Annotated in this window: 11 protein-coding genes; 5 read left to right on the plus strand and 6 right to left on the minus strand. The window is 69.8% G+C overall.

Going from position 1 to position 17935, the window contains the following annotated elements; all coding sequences use genetic code 11:
* Nucleotides 1–70 precede the first annotated feature (70 nt).
* From GGR66_RS06930 to GGR66_RS06950, 5 genes are all read left to right on the plus strand, one after another.
* Nucleotides 71–5188 (plus strand): NAD-glutamate dehydrogenase domain-containing protein, encoded by a 5118-nt coding sequence (locus GGR66_RS06930; RefSeq protein ID WP_184447751.1) that lies wholly within the window; start codon nucleotides 71–73, stop codon nucleotides 5186–5188.
* A gap of 358 nt (nucleotides 5189–5546) precedes the next feature.
* Nucleotides 5547–6317: an NAD kinase gene (locus GGR66_RS06935; protein ID WP_184447752.1), complete on the plus strand. Its 771-nt coding sequence runs from the start codon at nucleotides 5547–5549 to the stop codon at nucleotides 6315–6317.
* A 140-nt stretch (nucleotides 6318–6457) separates the two neighbouring features.
* The gene (locus GGR66_RS06940) at nucleotides 6458–7423 is read left to right on the plus strand and encodes a 5'-nucleotidase (protein ID WP_184447753.1); all 966 of its coding nucleotides are present in this window, start codon (nucleotides 6458–6460) and stop codon (nucleotides 7421–7423) included.
* Nucleotides 7420–8232, plus strand: a complete 813-nt coding sequence (locus tag GGR66_RS06945; RefSeq protein WP_184447754.1) for a fused MFS/spermidine synthase — start codon at nucleotides 7420–7422, stop codon at nucleotides 8230–8232. Before GGR66_RS06940 ends, GGR66_RS06945 begins: the two co-directional genes overlap by 4 nt.
* A gap of 499 nt (nucleotides 8233–8731) precedes the next feature.
* Nucleotides 8732–9643 (plus strand): hypothetical protein, encoded by a 912-nt coding sequence (locus tag GGR66_RS06950; RefSeq protein WP_184447755.1) that lies wholly within the window; start codon nucleotides 8732–8734, stop codon nucleotides 9641–9643.
* A gap of 401 nt (nucleotides 9644–10044) precedes the next feature.
* Here GGR66_RS06950 and GGR66_RS06955 read toward each other — a convergent pair whose 3' ends face one another.
* From GGR66_RS06955 to GGR66_RS06980, 6 genes are all read right to left on the minus strand, one after another.
* Nucleotides 10045–10581 carry a DUF2939 domain-containing protein gene (locus tag GGR66_RS06955; protein WP_184447756.1) on the minus strand — a complete coding sequence of 179 codons (537 nt, stop codon included), beginning with the start codon at nucleotides 10579–10581 and terminating at the stop codon, nucleotides 10045–10047.
* 110 nt (nucleotides 10582–10691) lie between these two features.
* Nucleotides 10692–11378, minus strand: a complete 687-nt coding sequence (locus GGR66_RS06960; RefSeq protein WP_017914978.1) for a DUF2461 domain-containing protein — start codon at nucleotides 11376–11378, stop codon at nucleotides 10692–10694.
* Nucleotides 11375–12814, minus strand: a complete 1440-nt coding sequence (sbcB, locus tag GGR66_RS06965; protein WP_184447757.1) for an exodeoxyribonuclease I — start codon at nucleotides 12812–12814, stop codon at nucleotides 11375–11377. Before sbcB ends, GGR66_RS06960 begins: the two co-directional genes overlap by 4 nt.
* Nucleotides 12815–12962: 148 nt before the next feature.
* Nucleotides 12963–14327, minus strand: coding sequence for an NAD(P)/FAD-dependent oxidoreductase (locus GGR66_RS06970; protein ID WP_184447758.1), 1365 nt, complete (start codon nucleotides 14325–14327; stop codon nucleotides 12963–12965).
* 46 nt (nucleotides 14328–14373) lie between these two features.
* Nucleotides 14374–15645 (minus strand): kynureninase, encoded by a 1272-nt coding sequence (gene kynU, locus GGR66_RS06975; RefSeq protein WP_184447759.1) that lies wholly within the window; start codon nucleotides 15643–15645, stop codon nucleotides 14374–14376.
* Nucleotides 15646–15768: 123 nt separating this feature from the next.
* Complete coding sequence (locus tag GGR66_RS06980; RefSeq protein ID WP_184447760.1) at nucleotides 15769–17910, minus strand: FUSC family protein; 2142 nt, start codon at nucleotides 17908–17910, stop codon at nucleotides 15769–15771.
* Between the last annotated feature and the right edge of the window lie 25 nt (nucleotides 17911–17935).

The following is a 17935-nucleotide window of genomic DNA, read 5'->3' on the forward strand; positions in this document are numbered from 1 at the left end:
AGCAAGGTAGTTGAACAAGGCACCGGTACAATTCCGGCTTTCCCATCGAGCATCGTTGCTGCTCTCCGTCATGAAACCCAAACACGCCGCTTCCCGTTCCACCTCTTCGGCCGCTGCCAGCACCTCCGCGACCGCGTCCGCCGCCAAGTCGGCCAAGGCACCTGCGAAGTCGCCTGCCAAGGCCAAGACCCCGGCCAAGCCGGCTGTCCCGCGCAAGGCCGCGCCGCCGGCCAAGCCGGCCGTGACCGTTCCGGCCACCGCCAAGGTGATCGACGCCGCGCCGGTCGCCAGCGGTTTCAGCCTGGCGCCGGTGTTCGCGGCGCTGCGCAAGCGCTACCCGGCCGCACGCCAGGAGCAGGCGCAGACCTTCGCCGAGGAGTTCTACAAGCGCATGGAGGAGGACGAGTTCCCCCACCACAGCGCGCAGGAGTGGGCGGCATTGGCCGCGTCGATGCTGGAATTCGCGCGCAAGCGCAAGCCAGGCACGGTCAACGTGCGGGTGTTCAACCCGAACCTGAAGGACGACGGCTGGGAGTCGTCGCATACCGTGCTGCAGATCGTCAACGACGACATGCCGTTCCTGGTCGATTCGGTGAGCATGGCGCTGGCGGAACTGGGCATCGGCGTGCACGTGCTGGGCCACCCGGTGCTGCGCATGCAGCGCGACAAGGGCGGCACGCTGGAGAGCGTGGGCGAGGGCAAGGCGGAATCGCTGATGGCGCTGGAGATCGACCGCCAGCCGCCGGAGGACATGGCCAAGGTGGAAGCGGCGATCCGGCGCATCCTCGGCGAGGTGCGCAACATCGTGCGCGACTGGGGCAGCATGCGCGAGAAGATGCTGGCGTTGGCCGACGACCTGACCACGCGGCGCCTGCCGGTGGACGACAAGGGCCGGCGCGAGGCGCAGGAGTTCCTGCGCTGGGCCGCGGCCGACCACTTCACCTTCTTCGGCTACCGCGAGTACCGCGTGGAGAAGCAGGGCGGCGAAGACGTGCTGGCGCCGCTGGAAGACAGCGGCCTGGGCCTGCTGCGCGGGCAGGACAAGTCGCCGGCGCGACCGGTGCGCACGCTGGCCGCACACGGCCTCAGCGAGTCCGGCACCAAGGAAGCGCTGATCCTGACCAAGACCAATGCGCGCTCGCGGGTGCACCGCAGCGGCTACATGGACTACATCGGCGTGCTGGAGTTCGACGCCAAGGGCCGCATCATCGCCGAGCAGCGCTTCCTCGGCCTGTTCACCTCCAGCGCCTACAACCGCCGCCCGTGGGAGATCCCGCTGGTGCGCGAGCGCTTCGACTCGGTCATGCGCAAGTCCGAGCTGACCCCGAGCAGCCACAGCGGCAAGGCGTTGCGCCACATCCTGGAGACGCTGCCGCGCGAGGAGCTGTTCCAGTCCAACGAGGAAGAGCTGTACCGCACGGCGATGGGCATCCTCGGCCTGCAGGAGCGCGTGCGCAGCCGCCTGTTCCTGCGCCGCGACAAGTACGGCCGCTTCATTTCCGCGCTGGTGTACATCCCGCGCGAGCGCTTCAACACCGACGTGCGCCTGCGCATCGAGGCGCTGCTGAAGGACGCGCTGCACGGCGAATACATCGATTCCAGCGTGGTGCTGGGCGAATCGCCGCTGGCGCAGCTGCACCTGATCGTGCGGCCGAAGCCGGGCGAGGCGCTGGAGTTCGACACCAGCGAGCTGGAGTCGCGTCTGGCGCACCTGCTGCGCAACTGGCACGACGACCTGCGCGAAGCGCTGGTGGCCAGCTGCGGCGAGCGCGATGGCCTGCGCCTGGCCGCCGGCTACGGCCGCGCGCTGCCGGCCGGCTACATCGAGGAGTCGACCGCGCAGATCGCCGCGCGCGATGTCGAGCGCCTGGCCGCGTTGCGTGGTCCGGAAGACCTGCACCTGAGCCTGCAGGCGTTGCGCCGCGACGGCGCCGACAGCCTGCGCCTGAAGCTGTACCGCCAGCACGACGACCTGCCGCTGTCCGACGTGCTGCCGATGATGGAGAACCTGGGTCTGCGGGTGATCTCCGAGCGCCCGTACCGGCTGGTGGTCGACGGCACCGCGCTGTCGATCCAGGATTTCGAGGTCGAGCCGCTGGCCGGCAGCATCGACGTGGAAGCCGCCGACGCGCCGCTGTGCGAGGCGTTCGTGCGGATCTGGCGCGGCGATGCCGAGAACGACGGCTTCAACCGCCTGATCGTCGGCGCCAGCCTGAGCTGGCGCCAGGTCGCGGTGCTGCGCGGCTACTGCAAGTATCTGCTGCAGACCGGCGTGCCGTTCTCGCAGGCCTACGTGGAAGAGACCTGCAACCGCTATCCGCTGCTGGCCCGGCTGCTGGTGGAACTGTTCGAGGCGCGCTTCGATCCGGCCACCGGCAACGAGAGCAAGGCGCAGATCGCCGAGGGTCAGGCCGCGCTGTCTGCGCAGCTGCGCCTGCTGGCCAACGGCGACGATGCCGCGCTGAAGGCGCTGCAGCCGGTGATCGACGCGCGCAGCGGCAGCCGCGCCGCGCAGCTGGAGGCGGTCTCGGCCGCGCTGCTGAAGCTGTTCGACCAGGTGGCGAGCCTGGACGAGGACCGCATCCTGCGCAGCTTCAAGGGCGTGATCGAGGCGACCCTGCGCACCAGCCACTACCAGCGCGCCGCCGACGGCGGGCTGGGCCACTGCATCAGCTTCAAGCTGGATTCGGCCAAGGTGCCGGACCTGCCCAAGCCGCGTCCGTACCGCGAGATCTTCGTGTACGGCCCGCGCGTGGAAGGCGTGCACCTGCGCTTCGGCGCGGTGGCGCGCGGCGGCCTGCGCTGGTCCGACCGGCGCGAGGACTTCCGTACCGAGGTGCTTGGCCTGGTCAAGGCGCAGATGGTCAAGAACACGGTGATCGTGCCGGTCGGCGCCAAGGGTGGCTTCTTCTGCAAGCGCCCGCCGGTCGGTGGTGACCGCGATGCGGTGCTGGCCGAAGGCATCGCCTGCTACAAGCTGTTCATCCAGGGCCTGCTGGACATCACCGACAACATCGTCGGCGGCAAGATCGTGCCGCCGCCGCAGGTGGTGCGCCACGACCAGGACGACCCGTACCTGGTGGTCGCCGCCGACAAGGGCACGGCCACCTTCTCCGACATCGCCAATGGTCTGGCGCTGGACCACGGCTTCTGGCTGGGCGATGCGTTCGCCTCCGGAGGCTCGGTCGGCTACGACCACAAGGGCATGGGCATCACCGCGCGCGGCGCCTGGGAGTCGGTCAAGCGCCACTTCCGTGCGCTGGGCCGCGACTGCCAGAGCGAGGACTTCACCTGCGTGGGCATCGGCGACATGTCCGGCGACGTGTTCGGCAACGGCATGCTGTTGTCGCGCCACATCCGCCTGCTGGCCGCGTTCGACCACCGCCACATCTTCCTCGACCCGAACCCTGACGCGGCGACGTCCTTCGCCGAGCGCGAGCGCCTGTTCAAGCTGCCGCGCTCCAGCTGGGCCGACTACGACGCCAAGCTGATCAGCGCCGGCGGCGGCATCTACCCGCGCACGCTCAAGTCGATCGAGGTCAGTGCGCCGGTGCGCGAGGCGTTGGGCCTGGAGCCGGGCGTCAAGCAGCTCTCGCCGAACGACCTGATGAACGCCATCCTCAAGGCGCCGGTGGACCTGTTCTGGAACGGCGGCATCGGCACCTACGTCAAGGCGGCCAGCGAGACCCATGGCGACGTCGGCGACCGCGCCAACAACGGCCTGCGCGTCAACGGTGGCGAACTGCGTTGCAAGGTCGTGGGCGAGGGCGGCAACCTCGGCCTGACCCAGCTCGGCCGCATCGAGGCCGCGCAGGTCGGCGTGCTGCTCAACACCGACTTCATCGACAACTCGGCCGGCGTGGATACGTCCGACCACGAGGTCAACATCAAGATCCTGCTCAACGACGTGGTGCAGGCCAAGAAGCTGACCCTGGACGCGCGCAACAAGCTGCTGGCGTCGATGACCGACGAAGTCGCCGAACTGGTGCTGTGGGACAACATCCGCCAGAACCAGGCGCTGAGCCTGATGGAGCGGATGAGCGTCACCCGCCTGGGTTCCAAGCAGCACTTCATCCGCACCCTGGAAGCGCAGGGCCTGCTCGACCGGCAGATCGAATACCTGCCCTCGGACGCGGAGATCTCCGCGCGCAAGGCGCGTGGCCAGGGCCTGACCCGGCCGGAACTGGCGGTGCTGCTGTCCTATTCCAAGCTGGTGGCGTTCCAGCAACTGCTCGAATCGGACATTCCCGAGGACCCGTACCTGTCCAAGGAACTGCAGCGCTACTTCCCGCAGCCGCTGCAGAAGAAGTACGCCGACGCGATGGAGCGGCACCGCCTCAAGCGCGAGATCATCGCCACCGCGGTCACCAACACCACCATCAATCGCATGGGCGCCACCTTCCTGATGCGCATGCAGGAAGACACCGGCCGAAGCATCGCCGAGGTCGCCAAGGCCTACACCATCAGCCGCGAGACGCTGGATGCACGCGCGCTGTGGACACAGATCGATGCCTTGGACGGCAAGGTGCCCGAGTCGGTGCAGATCGACGCGCTGGAGGTGATCTGGACGCTGCAGCGCGCCTTCGTGCGCTGGCTGCTGTTCCGTCCGGGCCCGATGCCGGGCATCACCGCGGCGGTGGAGCGCTACTACGAGCCGTTCAACGACATCCGCGTCGCCTCCGGCGTGCTGCCCGATTCGCAGCGTCCGCGCTATGAAGCCCTGGTGCAGGAGTGGCAGGACAAGGGCCTGCCGCCGGCGCTCGCCCAGCAACTGTCGGAACTGCGCTTCCTGGAGCCGGCGTTCGACATCATCGAGATGGCGCGCACCCGCAAGCTCAAGCCGGTGGAGGTGTCGAAGGTGCACTTCCGCCTGGGCGAGGCGCTGCAGCTGCCGTGGCTGTTCGAGCAGATCGACGCGCTGGAGGTCAACGGCCGCTGGCATGCGGTGGCCCGCGGCGTGCTGCGCGACGAGTTGGCCAAGCACCACGGTGTGCTGGCCGGCCAGGCGCTGAGCCTGCCGGGTGGCACCGCCGAGGCCAAGGTGCAGCATTGGCTGCAGCGCGACGACAGCAGCCTGCGCTTCACCCTGAGCATGCTGCAGGAACTGGCCGCGCAGAAGACGCTGGACTACCCGACGGTGTCGGTGGCGGTACAGCGGCTCGGCCAGCTGGCGGCGCACGGGGTGTAGCCCCGTGGTCAGGCCCGCTGCGCGGGCCTGACCCAACCGTTTGCGCCGCAAACGGTTGGCGCCGTACGGCGGCCTTGCCTATCCCCCGCGGCTTCGCCGCGCCCCCCTTAACAGAAGGGGGGGGGGGCTCCTCCATTGCCGAGATTGGGAAGTCGGGATTGGGGATTCGCCAAGCGGATCCCCATCGCCCGACGCGACCGCCCGCTTCTACCAATCCCGAATCCCGGCCTTATCGGTGTTTGCCGCGTTCGCAGCCCGGCCTTCGGTGCGACAGCCCGCTTCTGCGAATCCCCAATCCCGATTCCCGAATCCCGGCTTTCATGACCGGGCAGGTATGATCGGCGCCATGAATGCGCCCATGCCGTCCTCGCCCCGCATCTGCTTCCTCGCCAGCGTCACGCCGGAATCCCAGCGTGCGCGCGAACAACTGGTCACGCGCTACGGCGATTGCGATCCCGCCGACGCCGATGTGCTGTGCGCGCTCGGCGGCGATGGCTTCATGCTGCAGACCCTGCATCGTCACGGCAGCCTGGGCAAGCCGGTGTTCGGCATGAAGCTGGGCACGGTCGGCTTCCTGATGAACCAGTTCCGCGACGACGACCTGGTCGCGCGTTTGGCCCTGGCCGAGCCGGCCAAGCTACGGCCGCTGGAAATGCTGGCGCAGACCGAATCCGGCGCCACCACCGGCTCGCTGGCCTACAACGAAGTCTCGTTGCTGCGGCAGACCCGCCAGGCCGCGCACGTGAGCATCGATCTCAACGGCCAGACCCGGGTCGATGAACTGATCTGCGACGGCGTGCTGGTGTCCACCCCGGCCGGCAGTACCGCCTACAACTCTTCCGCGCACGGACCGATCCTGCCGTTGGGCTCGCACACCCTGGCGCTGACCCCGATCGCACCGTACCGGCCGCGGCGCTGGCGCGGCGCGATCCTCAAGGCCGACATCGAGGTGCGCTTCCGCGTATTGGACCCGTACAAGCGCCCGGTCAGCGTCACCGCCGACTCGCACGAGACCCGCGACGTGGTCGAAGTCACCATCCGCGAATCCCGCGACCGCCTGGTCACTTTGCTGTTCGACCCGGAACACAATCTGGAGGAGCGGATCCTGAGCGAGCAATTCATGGTGTAGGGGCGGGGATTCGGGATTCGGGAGTCGGGATTGGGGATTCGCAACAGCGCATCCGCTTTGCTTCCGGTCTCCAGTCCACGTTCCGACTCCTTTGCCCGCTTTTGCCAATCCCCAATCCCCACTGCCGAATCCCTGCTCTCATGTCCGACAACTCCCCCCGTCTGCTCACCGTCGCGGTCACCTCGCGTGCCCTGTTCGATCTGGAAGAGGGCCATGCCCTGTTCGAGCGGGATGGCGTGGAGGCGTACAGCGCGTACCAGCGCGACCGCGAGGACGATGTCCTGGCGCCCGGGGTGGCGTTCCCGGTCGTGCGCAAGCTGCTGGCGCTGAACCAGGGCACGCCGCCGGAGACGCCGCCGGTGGAGGTGATCCTGCTGTCGCGCAATTCCGCCGACACCGGGCTGCGCATCTTCAATTCGATCCAGCACTACGGCCTGGGCATCGTCCGCGCCACCTTCACCTCCGGCGAGGCGACCTGGCCCTACGTCAAGCCGTTCGGTACCGACCTGTTCCTCTCGGCCAACCCGGAGTCGGTGCGCCGCGCGCTCAGCCACGGCATCGCCGCGGCGACCATCCTGCCCAAGCCGCCCGGCGAGCACGCGCAGGAGGCGGCCGCGGCGGCAGGCGCGATCGATGCCGATCGTCTGTCCACGCAGTTGCGCATCGCCTTTGACGGCGATGCGGTGATCTTCGGCGACGAGGGCGAGCGTTTCTCGCGCGAGCAGGGCGTGGAGGCGTTCGGCCGCTACGAGCGCGAGAACGCGCGCCAGCCGCTGACCGGCGGCCCGTTCCGCAATTTCCTGTCGGCGCTGCACGCGTTGCAGTCGGCGTTCCCGGCCGGCGAGGCCTCGCCGATCCGCACCGCGCTGGTCACCGCGCGCTCGGCGCCCGCGCACGAGCGGGTGATCCGCACCCTGCGCGAATGGGGGGTGCGCCTGGACGAGGCGCTGTTCCTCGGCGGCCGTCACAAGGGGCCGTTCCTGCAGGCCTTCGGCGCGGACATCTTCTTCGACGATTCGCAGCACAACATCGACAGCGCCGCCCGCGAACGCGTCGCCGCCGGGCATGTGCCGCACGGTGTCGCCAACGACCTCGCCAGGCCGTGAGCGCGGCGCCCGGCGGCGGCCGCTGGGCTGCGCTGCGCCGCCTGCTGCGGCCTGCCGTGGACGCGCGCGCCGACCTGCGTCCCGGGCGACCCTACGTGCGCCATGGCTGGCGCTATACCAGCCTGCAGTTCAAGGGCGAGGTGACGCAGAGCCGCATGTACACCTGGTGGCCGGACGTGCTGCAGGTGGGCTACACCCGCAGCATGCTGGCCGCGCTGCTGTTGCGTCCGGACCCGCGGCGGATCGGCATCGTCGGCCTTGGCGGCGGCTCGCAGGCCAAGTTCTGCTACCGGCACCTGCCGCAGGCGCGGATCGAGGCGATCGAGGCCGATGCCGACGTGCTGGCCTTGCGCGCCGCCTTCCGCATTCCGGACGACGACGCGCGCTTCGAGGCCGTGCACGGCGACGGCGCGCGGCTGTTGCCGCAGCGGCGCGACCGCTACGACCTGCTGCTGCTCGACGCCTACGATGCCGACGGCATCCCGGCGGCGCTGCTCAGCCGCGGCTTCTACGAGGACTGCCATGCGGCGCTCGCGCCGGGCGGGGTGCTGGCGGTGAACCTGTACGACACCGACACCCGCCGCCACCTGGCGCATCTGCGCGCATTGTTCGGCGGCCGCGTGCTGCGCCTGGACGAGCCGAGCATGGACAACCACGTGGTGTTCGCCTGGACCGGCGCGCTGCCAGCGCTGGAGGCGCACGCGGCGCTGGCGCGCCTGCCGTGGTCGGCGCGCTGGCAATTGCGCACGCCGTTTCATCGCTTGCAGCAAGCGATGGCGGGCAGGACCGGGGAGGGCGCTCAGCGCTAGGCAGGATCTGGCTTCGTAGGGGCACTGTGTCCTTCGCGTTGCGATGTGCAGGCGCGATGCTCTGCGCGCCTTCAACAGTGGCCTTTCTGGCGGCCACTGGCTGCTCACCCGAAGCGCGGGCTGGCGCGTGCCGGTACGGGTCGGGGCGCCCACTGGCACGATGCGCACGGCGGTGCGCAGTCGCTGCAGCGTGAATGGTGGTTGCGGGTGCGCAAGGTGAGCATCTGCGATGTGGCGCGCGCGAGGACATCCTTGCCTGGCGCCTGCAGAGCCCGGTCCGCGGCACCTGTCTGGACGCTGCCCGCCATCGCGGGCAAACACGTCTCGCTCAGTTGCGATTTGCGAAACTCCTGCCGTCTTTGATGGAAGAGTTCTCGCATCGATGCGTCCGCGACAAGGTTCAGCTGCATCCCTGCCTGCGCACACGAGCGCCCATCCCCAGGCTGCCACGATTCTGTGGCGGACCACGGTTCCCGGCGTGGCTGCCCATCGACCCTGGGTGGATGACCAGGCCGGGCATGTGCTGGTCGCGGATGGATGGGGCGTCAGCTTCGGTGCGCTGCGGGTTCGCGCGCTGGCCATGGCGACGGGGGCCGAACTGGCGTCGGTCGCCCTCGGCAACCAGGCGCGTGCGTTCGCCAGAGACGCCGAGGGCAGCGTGCTGGTGGCCACCGATACCAAGCTGTTCCGGCTCGATGCCGGCACGCTGCGCGTCGTGGAAAAATGGACCTCGCGCATTCCGCGTTACATCGATCGCCTGCTGCCGCTGGGCGGCCACGTGCATGCGGCCAATGCGCGCTCCGCACAGCTCAGCGCCATCGCGCTGGCGGATGGCAGCGTGCGGCGCAGGGCGCTGGCGGACGAATTGCAGCTGCACGCGACGCCCGACGGGAAGCTCCTGGCGGTGGCGGCCGAGGGCAGCCTCTGGCTGGCGGAGCCGGGCCTGCCGCAGCCGCCCAAGCGCATCGCGCAGACGCCGCCGACCTGCCAATCGGCGATGGATGGACAGGGCCGTCTCTGGCTTTCGCTCGGACCCGGCCGGATCGTCGAGGGCAATCGGGTGTTCTGGGCAGCACCGACCGCGACCGCCGGCTTCATGGACCCGCCATACACGTCGGTGACGGAGATCGACCTCGGCATGGACTTCTGGAACATCGCGGTCACCCGGGATGGCAGCATGCTGTCGGTGGCCGCAACGACGGCGACAACCGACGCGTCGCCGCGCCATGTGCAGACCAGCGTTGCCTCCTTTCGCACCGACGATGGCGGCCGGCACCGGTGGGTGCAGGCGCCGCCGGAGTTCGAGATCGTATTGATGTGCCCTGACGCGGGATGCACATTCGCCACCCGCAACTTGTGGCGCAGTGCCGGCGATCCGGAACTGTCCGAGTTGATCTGCCTGCAGCTGTAGAGCTTCCGCGCGCGCCGAGTCGTGTGGTGTGGGCGGGGACCTCGCGAGCCTCTTGCAAACGCGCTTGTCGGTGGCTCAGCGGACCACCTCGTCGCGCTTGTAGGAGCGGCTTCAGCCGCGACGGGCGTTACCGATGCCCTGCGTCGCCGCTGATTCATGAGAAGTGATGCTGCGGCTGATGGTCCAACGCTGCGTCGCGTCGCGTTAAGTGAGCGGATCGAGATCGCTAGAGTGCCTAGTGTGGGAGGGACTTCAGTCCCGACTGCAGGCTGCCCGATGAAACATTGGCGCTTCGCCCGTCGCGACTGAAGTCGCTCCTACAAGAGCAACGCGCATGCGTGGCGGCTCGACGTGGCCTCAAGTTTCCGGCCGCGCCCATTTGCCGCCAACCGCCGCATCGCCTACAACGGCAGCAGGATATTGCTGAGTTTCCACTGCAGGCCGTCGCGCGTGAACACGAAGGGTACCGCGGTGCCGTCGGCGGTGTGCACGGTGGCAACGAAGCGCGTGGTCGATTCGAAGCGGTGCTCGGCCTGGCGCAGCGGCTGCGGCGGGCGTGGCGCGGCGTAGGTGTCGCCGCCGACGGTGTCGCCGCTGGCGCGTTTCCACAATGCATCGCCCTGCATCAGCGCACCGATGCCGGCCGGGGTGACCATCGCGTCCACGCTCATCCCGCCGAGGCCACCGGCCAGCGACAGCAGTGCGCCGCCGAACAGGCTGGACTGCAGGTCCGGCCCGGCGCGACGCACCAACGCATCGTCCACCTGCGCCTTGAGGTTGACCCGCAGGGTGGGGAAGTCGACGTAGCGCTCCAACGCCGCGGCATCGCGCTCGCGCAGCGCATGGTCGATACCGCGGATGGCCAGGTACGGCCCGGCGGCGACATAGCCGCCGAGGGCGAGCAGGGCGAGGAACAGCAAGGCCAGCCATTTCTTCATCGTGTGCCTCGTTGCGCGTGTGGGCGTTATGCAGGAGCGGCTTCCGCCGCGACGCGTGACCAGTAATGCCTGTCGCGGCTGAAGCCGCTCCTGCAGCGAGCGTTGCCTCCCTAGAATTCCAGATCCAGCGCCGCGCACAGATAGTCCACGAATGGACCCAGCGTCTGCAGGTCGGCGGCGATTTGCGTACGCAGCCGCGGGCCTGTCATGGTCGCGTCGTCGAGCTGGCGCCAGAACACCCAGTTCTTGTGCTTGAGGTCGTCGATGCATTCGAAGTCGGCCGGGAAACCGCGCGGTGGCCGCACCAGCATCTCGCTTTCCTCGAAATCGAAGCGGCGGCGCAGCGCTGGCGCATGCGCGGCGGCCTTCCAACTGCCGGGATTGTCGAAGATGAACTGGCGCACCTTGCGCTGCGTATCCGGCTCCGGATGCCACAGTCCCGCGCCGACGAAGCTCTCGCCCGGCTGCAGGTGGATGTAGAACGAGGGCGCCGGCACCTGCTTGCGCCGCTCATGGAACAGGCGCGCGCCCTGCCAGGTCTTGTACGGCGACTTGTCGTGGGAGAAGCGCGCGTCGCGATGGATGCGGAACAGCGAACCGCCGACACCGCGCGGATCGGCGCGGAAGTGCTCGCTGACCTGGGCCAGGTCCGGCTGCAGGTCGGTGATCAGGCGCAGGAACGGCTGGCGCACGTGTTCTTCGTACTTGTGCCGGTTGTCGTTGAACCAGGCCTTGTCGTTGTGCCGCGCCAGGGCACGCAGGAACTTGAAGCTGGCGTCGCTGAAATAGCTGGTCATAGGCTGCGTTGCAGGTCGTGGCCCCAGGCGGCCAACTGGTCGAGCAGGGCTTGCTTGGTAGCATCCTGCGGGTGAGCCAGGCGTAAACCGGCCAGCTCCGCGTAGAAGCCGTCGAAGCTCAGTTCGGACAGGCCGCTGTCCTGCTGCAGGCGCTGCCGCCGGTAGTCGTCCCAGCGCGCCTGCTCGGCGATGGACAGGCTTTCCGGCCAGTTGCGCGCGCGGTAGCGGAACAGCAGTTCGGGCAGGCGCGGATCGCGGAACTGGCCTTCCAGTGCGGCCAGCTGCGCCGGCGGGGTGGCGCGGACCTGTGCCATTGCGCGCTTGTCGCCATCGGCGAGGAAGCCGTCGTACAGCGAGGCATCGACATCGGCCGGCACCGCGGCGCGCTCGTTGGCGAACACGCGCCGCACCTTCTCCGCCAGCGCCGGGCCGGCCTCGCGCAGGCGCGCGGCCTTGGCCAGGAGGTGCGCCGGGTCCAGTCGCAGCCGGGCGAAATCCGCCTCGCGCAGGTGCGCCCAGGCGACCAGTGCCGGCGCCTTGTTCAGATGCACTTCCTTGAGCGGGATGCGCTGTTCGCCTTCGGGCAGGTCGGCCTGCGGCGTGTACAGGCGATCGGCGATCTGTTCCGGCGAATAGCGCAGCAGCGGCTCGATGTCGCCTTCCAAGTCGAACACCAGCACGCGGCTGTCGATGCGCGGATGCCGCGCTAGCGGCAATACCGGCGCCGCGCACAGGCGCGCGGCCGGATAGCGCATCGACACGTGCAGCACCGGCTGCATCGCCACCGCATCGAGCAGGCCGCCGCAGAAGCGCTTGTCGCGCAGCTTCAGCGCGTACTCCCACAGCCGCGGCTGGCTGCGGCGGAAGTGCCGGGCCATGCCGATGGTGGCGTACACGTCGGACAGCGCCTCGTGCGCATCGCCATCGCGCACGCCGTTGGCCAGCGCCAGTTGCTCCAGCTTGAACGAGGTGGCGCCGTCCTCGCGCTGCGGCCAGACGATGCCCTCCGGGCGCAGCGCGTGCATCAGCCGCAGCATGTCCAGCAGGTCCCAGCGCGAGTTGCCGTTGCGCCACTCGCGTTCGTAGGGATCGTGGAAATTGCGGAACAGGCCGTGGCGCACGAACTCGTCGTCGAAGCGTAGCGAGTTGTAGCCTAGCGTGCAGGTCTGCGGCCGCGCCATCTGCTCGGCGATGCGCGCGAACGCCTCGGCTTCGCTGACGCCCTCGCGCAAAGCCTGCTGCGGGGTGATGCCGGTGATCAGGGTGGCGACCGGCGAGGGCAGCAGGTCGTCGGCCGGCTTGACGAAGAAACTGATCGGCTCCTCGATCACGTTGAGTTCGGCATCGGTGCGTACCGCGGCGAACTGCGCGATGCGCGTGCGCCGTGGATCGGCACCGAAGGTTTCCAGGTCGTAGAAGAGGAAGCTGTCTGGCATGAAGAGTCGAATGGTTCGGGCAAGGCAGGCGAGGCGCGGAGCGTGGCGGTGCTTGTGTAGGAGCGGCTTCAGCCGCGACGGGCGTTACCGGGACTGTCCGCCGCGGCGCTCCTAGGGAAGACAGGGTGTCCGGATAGGGTACGCCGGTTCAATGCGCCCCCTCCAGCGGTGCCAGCCGCGCGTGCACGATGCGCTCCAGCCGGTTCCAGTCGATCCGCGACAGATCGCTGTGGCCCTGCGTGGCCTGGACCAGGATGTCGCGCTGCACCTCGCTGCGTTCCAGCGCCTGCGCGTACGGCGTGCGCAGGAAGGTGACCATCGTGTAGTGCGGCACGAAGCGGGTGGGATGCCGCGCCTGCAGGGCCTGGCCGAGTTCGCGCTGCAGCAGGAAACCGGCGTCGCCGACGCGGTCGCGCATTTCCACGTAGTTCTCCAGCGCCATCTGCTGGATGGCGCCGGCGTTGGGCTTGCGCTCGGCCTCGAAGGCGGCGTAGGCGCGCGCCAGGTCCGGCTCGCGCTGCAGGTGCGCGGCCAGCGCCGCGCAATCCTCGAACGCGCAGTTCATGCCTTGCCCGTGGAACGGCACCATCGCGTGCGCGGCGTCGCCCAGCAGCACCGCGCGGCCGTCCAGGTGCCAGCGCTCCAGGCGCAGCGTGCCGAGCAGGCCCGGCGGATGCTGTTCCCAGTGCTCGGCCAGTTGCGGCATCAGCGGCAGTGCGTCGGCGAAATCGCGCGCGAACAGCGCCAGCGCCTCTTCGCCGCTGCGCACGGTGGCGAAGCTGGGGTCGCCCTTGTTGGGCAGGAACAGGGTGACGGTGAAGGTGCCTTCATCGTTGGGCAGGGCGATGCACATGTAATGCCCGCGCGGCCAGATGTGCAGCGCGTTGGGTTCGATGCGGAAGCCGCCGCTGGCGCTGGGCGGGATCTCCAGTTCCTTGTAGGAATGATCGAGGAACTCGATGTGCTCGGCCATCGGCGCCTTGCGCTGCATCGCCGCGCGCAGCGCCGAGCCGGCGCCATCGGCGCCGATCATGCTGTCGAAGCGGATATCGTGCGGCTGGTCGTCGCGGTCGTCGATGAAGCGTGCGTAGCCGGCGTCGAAATCCACCGTGTGCAGGCGCCGGTAGAAGTGGATGCGCGCCCCGGCCTGTTCGGCCAGTTGCAGCAGGGTGATGTTGAGATCGTTGCGGTGCACCGACCAGATCACCTCGCTGTCGTCGCGGCCGTAGCGCTGCAATTGCTGCTGGCCATTGGCGAAATGCACCATGCGCCCGCGCATCATCACCGCCTTGGCCATCACCGCGGCATCGGCGCCGGCCTGGCGCAGCACGTGCAGGCCGCGTTCGGCCAGGGCCAGGTTGATCGAGCGGCCGCGCTCGTAATCGTGCACGCGCGGATCGCCGCGGCGTTCGTAGACGGTGACCTGCCAGCCCTGGCGCGAGAGCAGGATGGCGAGCAGGGAGCCGGCCAGGCCGGCGCCGATCAGGGTGATGCTGCGGGGGGATGCGTTCAATGCGGTGTCCGGAAGGCGCGGCAGGCCGCCGCGCGAAAAAGGCGGCTCAGACGCCGGCCCAGGTTTCCACTTCCTCGACGAAGCGGTAGACGTCGCGGTAGCGGTTGTACAACGGCACCGGGCTGATCCGGATCACGTCCGGTTCGCGCCAGTCGCCGAGCACGCCGACCGATTGCAGGTATTCGAACAGGGCACGGCCGCGCTCGCGGCCGCCGGCCACGCGCAGCGACAGCTGGCAGCCGCGCTGTGCCGGGTCGGACGGGGTGATGATCTGCAGGGTGTCGGCCAGGCGGGCGCGGATCAGCGTCTCCAGGTAGCCGGTGAGCTGCTGCGACTTCTGCCGCAGCGCATCCAGTCCGGCGCGCTCGAACAGGTCCAGCGAGGCGCGCAGCGGCGCCATGCTCAGGATCGGCGGATTGCTCAGCTGCCAGCCGTCGGCGCCGGGCGCGGCGACGAACTCGGGCGCCATGCGGAAGCGGGTGCGCTTGTCGTGGCCCCACCAGCCGGCGAAGCGCGGGGTGTCGCCGTGGCCGTGGCGCTCGTGCACGAAGGCGCCGGCGACCGCGCCGGGGCCGGCGTTGAGGTATTTGTAGTGGCACCACACCGCGAAGTCCGGGGCGGCATCGTGCAGGTGCAGCGGCACGTTGCCGATGGCATGGGCCAGGTCGAAACCGACCGCGGCGCCGGCCGCACGCGCCAGCTGCGCCACGGCGGCCAGGTCGAACGTCTGGCCGGTGCGGTACTGCACGCCCGGCCACAGCACCAGCGCCAGGCGCGGGCCGTGCTCGGCGATGGCGCGCTCGATCGCCGCCAGCGACACGGTGCCGTCGGCGCCGTCGGGCTGCACTTCGATCAGGTCGGTGGCCGGGTCGAAGCCGTGGAAGCGGATCTGCGAGGCGACCGCGTGCTGGTCGGAGGGGAACGCGCCGGCCTCGATCAGGATCGCCGGGCGCTCGCGGGTGGGCCGGTAGAAGCTGACCATGAGCAGGTGCAGGTTCACTGTCAGCGTGTTCATCGCCACCACTTCGTGCGCATGCGCGCCGACCAGCCGTGCCAGTGGCGCAGCCAGCAGTTCGTGGTAGGTCATCCACTGGGTGTCACCGTTGAAATGGCCTTCCACCGCCAGCGACGACCACTTGTCCAGCACCTCCTGCACCGCGGCGCGCGCGCCGCGCGGCTGCAGGCCCAGCGAGTTGCCGACGAAATAGGCCTGGTCGGCGCCCTGGTGCTGCGGGAACAGGAACTCCTGGCGCAGGGCGCGCAGCGGATCGGCGGCGTCGAGGGCGATGGCATGCTGGCGGGACAGGATCTCGTTCATCGGCGTGGGTTCCTGGAAGCAGGGCGAGAGTCTAGAGGGTGTGGGACGAGGTGAGGTGACTGTCCGGCGGCGTGGCGCGTTGTGTGCTGCGGGCGTTGCTGGCGGCGTCGGTACGACGCGCCTTCACCCGCTGCGCTGCGCGCCCACCGGCGGCGGATCCTTCGATGCCGCCGCGGCCGGCAGCAGCGCACCGCGAACCAGGTGGGTGAGGGTGCCGATGCTGTCGGCGACGCGGTCGCTGGTGTCGGCCAGCGCGGCCAGGGCGCCGCCGTCGCTGCCGTCCTGCTGCGCAGCCAGCGCCTCGGCCAGGCGCCGCTCGTCCGTGCGCAGGCTGGCCTGCGGCGGCGCCGTGCCGGTGCGCAGGCTCTCGGCCAGTTCGGTCAGTGCGGCGTGCGCCTGCTGCCGGAACTGCGGCAGTTCCGGCAGCGGCGGCAACGGCGGCGCATCGCGCAGCACCGCCTCCAGCGCCAACGAGGCGCGGATCAGCCGGTTGCCGTTGGCCAGCACGGATTCGGCCAGGGTCAGTTCGCGCAGGTTGCGTTTGCGCCGTGGCTCGCCGCGCAGGCGTTCGATCGAGGCCTGGGCATTGGTGCGGGCGGTGCGCGAGGCCGCGCGGGTGTCCGGCAGCGCCTGCAGGCGCCCCTCCAGCACCGCGTCGAGATGGTCGCGGTAGGCGAGCAGCAACTGCGCCAGGATGGAGCGGATGTGCTTGCGTTCCCAGGTCGGCCACAGCGCGTAGGCCGCCAGCGCCAGCGCGCTGCCGAGCACGGTGGCCTGGATGCGCTCGCCGATCGCCTCGCCCGGCGCCATGCCTTCGAACGACAGCAACAGCACCAGCATGCCGGTCAGGCAGGCCACGCCGAGACCGTAGTTGACCTGGGTGAGCAGGCGGAAGCCCAGGCAGAACACCGTCAGCAACAGCAGCCGCACCACCGCCCCGTCCATCACGAAATGCGCCAGCACCGTGGCCAGCAGCAGCCCGGCGAAGGTGCCGGCCACGCGCAGCGCGCCGAAGCTGAGGGTGCCGCCGAAATCCGGCTTGAGCACGATCGCGGTGGTCATCGGGATCCAGTAGCCGTGCGGGATCGCCTGCCAGCGGGCGAACAGCACCGCCAGGGCCAGGCATACCCCACAGCGTAGCGCGTGGCGGAACGCCACCGACGACAGGTTCAGGTTCGCCCGCAGGGTCTGCAGCGGCGCCAGCGGGCGCAGCGCTGGCGGCAGCCGCGCTTCGGCCAGTTCGGCCTGGATCTCGCCGCGGCTGCTGGCCCAGCGGCCATTGCGCACCAGCGCGCGCAACTGGCCGCCCAGGCCTTGCGCGCGGGCCACGGCGATGCGCAGCAGGCGTCGTTCGCGGGTGTCCTCGGCCTGCGCCTGCACCTGCGCCAGGGCCTCGACCAGATCGTCGAAGCCGGTCATCGAGTCGTTGGCGGCGTCGGGGTCTTCGGCGCTGTCCAGCGCATGCGCCAGCTGGTCCAGCACCACCGCGCTGCGTTCGAGCACGCGTTCGATCGGCAGCCGCGCGGGCGACGCTGCGTCCAGGCGCCCGTGCAGATCGGCCAGGGTCAGCAGCTCCAGCCGCGCGCGTTCGCACAGCTCGGCGATGACCCGGAACGCCTGCACCGCACGCCCGCGCGAACGGTGTTCGCCGTGCAGCATCACCATCGCCTCGAGCACCGCTTCGGTGGCCGGCGGCGCCGCGGTCGCGCTCGGCCGCTGGCGGGCGAGGCCGGCCAGTTGCCGCATCAGGTCGGCCAGGGCGAAGCGCTCCGGGCGGTAGCGCTGCAGCGGCCAGGCCGCCAGCGCCATCAGCATCTGCAGCACGCCGCCGGCGAAGATCAGCGCGGCCACGCCCACGCTCTGCGCAGGCGGCAGGCCGACGTCGGCGCTGACCACCAGCAGGATCATGCTGGTCAGCCCGACCCGCGCCGCCACCGGACCCAGCGCCACCAGCAGGCCGCCGCCCAGGCCGAGCAGCAGCGCGCACAGCGCCAGCGCGACCGTGTGCGCGCCGATCAGCATGCCCAGCAACGCGGCGACGCCCGCCGCCAGCGCGGCCATCAGCATGCGCTGCATCCGCGCCCGGTACGGGCCGGGCTGGTCGGAGAACATGGTGTTGAGCGCGCCGGTGGACACCGCCAGCCCCAGTTCGGCATGGCCGGCGGCCACGCCCAGCGCCAACGGCGCGACCACCGCCGCGGTGTTGCGCAGGGCCACGCGCACCGGCACGTCGCGCGGCTTGAGCGCGATCAGGCCGCGCAGCATCGCGATGGGGAACGGCGCGGGCGCA

It is taken from the genome of Xanthomonas sp. 3498, from assembly GCF_014199795.1.
Lineage (GTDB): Bacteria > Pseudomonadota > Gammaproteobacteria > Xanthomonadales > Xanthomonadaceae > Xanthomonas_A > Xanthomonas_A rydalmerensis.